This window comes from Pedobacter sp. (genome assembly GCF_045628745.1).
Taxonomy (GTDB): domain Bacteria; phylum Bacteroidota; class Bacteroidia; order Sphingobacteriales; family Sphingobacteriaceae; genus Pedobacter.
This window is the reverse complement of record NZ_JAZQPU010000149.1, coordinates 1-1549: the sequence shown is the minus strand read 5'-3', so window position 1 is coordinate 1549 and position 1549 is coordinate 1. Positions and strand designations below refer to the sequence as shown.

General features: G+C 40.0%; 2 protein-coding genes. Both read left to right on the top strand.

The window, feature by feature from the left end; genetic code table 11:
• Nucleotides 1-1215: threonine ammonia-lyase IlvA (gene ilvA, locus ACR2F7_RS06130; RefSeq protein WP_432712700.1), on the top strand; the 1215-nt coding region annotated here is incomplete at its 5' end.
• A gap of 53 nt (nt 1216-1268) precedes the next feature.
• A partial coding sequence (locus tag ACR2F7_RS06125; RefSeq protein ID WP_432712699.1) for a hypothetical protein occupies nt 1269-1549 on the top strand: 281 nt, incomplete at its 3' end.

The window sequence follows — 1549 nt, the reverse complement described above, 5'->3', positions numbered from 1 at the left end:
GCCGCAGCGCAGCGAATCAGTGATACCGTAAAAAGAACTCCTTTAGAATATAATGCGGGGCTTTCAAAGAAGTATAACGCAAATATTTACCTCAAGCGGGAAGACTTACAAATTGTAAGGTCATATAAATTAAGGGGTGCTTATAACATGATCTGCACCTTGCAGGAAGAACAAAGAGCAAGTGGTGTAGTTTGCGCCAGTGCAGGCAACCATGCCCAGGGTTTTGCTTACTCCTGCAAGAAACTCAATATCAAAGGTGTAATTTTCATGCCGGAAATTACACCCAAACAAAAGATCAAGCAAACAGAGATGTTTGGAGGCGACAATATCAAGATTGTATTGATAGGTGATACTTTTGACGATTGCATGAAGGAAGCTTTGATTTATACTGAAACGCACCAGATGACATTCGTACCTCCTTTCGACAATGCAAAGGTTATTGAAGGCCAGGGTACTGTTGGGGTAGAGATTTTTGAAGACTTGCCCAATATAGATATGGTAATTATGCCTATTGGCGGTGGTGGTTTAGCCTCTGGTGTAGGTAGTTACCTAAGGTCTGTAAAACCAGAAATAACCTTAGTTGGTGTAGAACCTTTAGGTGCACCGTCCATGAAACATGCCATTGATAACGGTGGACCGATTACTTTAGATACCGTAGATAAATTTGTTGACGGTGCTTCAGTGAAAAGAGTGGGCGACTTAAATTACCGCCACTGCAATATTCTTTTAGATGAAATGCTCCTGATTCCCGAAGGAAAGATCTGTACCACTATTCTGAAACTCTATAACGAGGATGCTATTGTGGTAGAGCCTGCAGGTGCTTTATCTGTGGCTTCTCTAGACCAGGTTAAACACCTCATTGAAAATAAAACAGTGGTTTGCATTATCAGTGGCGGCAATAACGACATTGAGCGTATGCAGGAAATCAAAGAGAAATCACTGCTATTTGAAGGCTTGAAACATTACTTTATTGTTCGTTTTCCTCAAAGACCTGGAGCCTTGAAACGCTTTGTTAACAATGTATTAGGCCCTCATGATGACATTACTCGTTTTGAATTTATTAAAAAAACGAACCGCGAAAATGGACCTGCCCTGGTAGGCATTGAGCTGGCCGCAGCAGAAGATTATGAGGCTTTGATCAAACGAATGAAAGAGTTTAAATTTGAGTTTATTGAATTAAACAACGATCAGACTTTGTTTGAATACCTGGTTTAAGTGTTCTTCTTATTATGGCAATATATTTGCTATTGTCTAGAAAACACAATCACATGAAACAAAGCTTTTTACTCCTCCTTTGCATTGCCACCATAGGTTTAACGTCATGCAAAAAAGATACAATTGTAGATTCAGGCTTGCCTAATGAAACTATAGAAACAGTAATTAACAGTAACCAATGGCAATCCATTGAAGGCGGAACCAGGCTAACTACAACCATTAGCCTGCCAGAACTTAATGCGGAGACCTTCACTAATGATGGGTTAATGGTGTATATCTATCCAGACAATGGCATCAACGAATACAGACAATTACCCTTTGTATTTGACGGTCA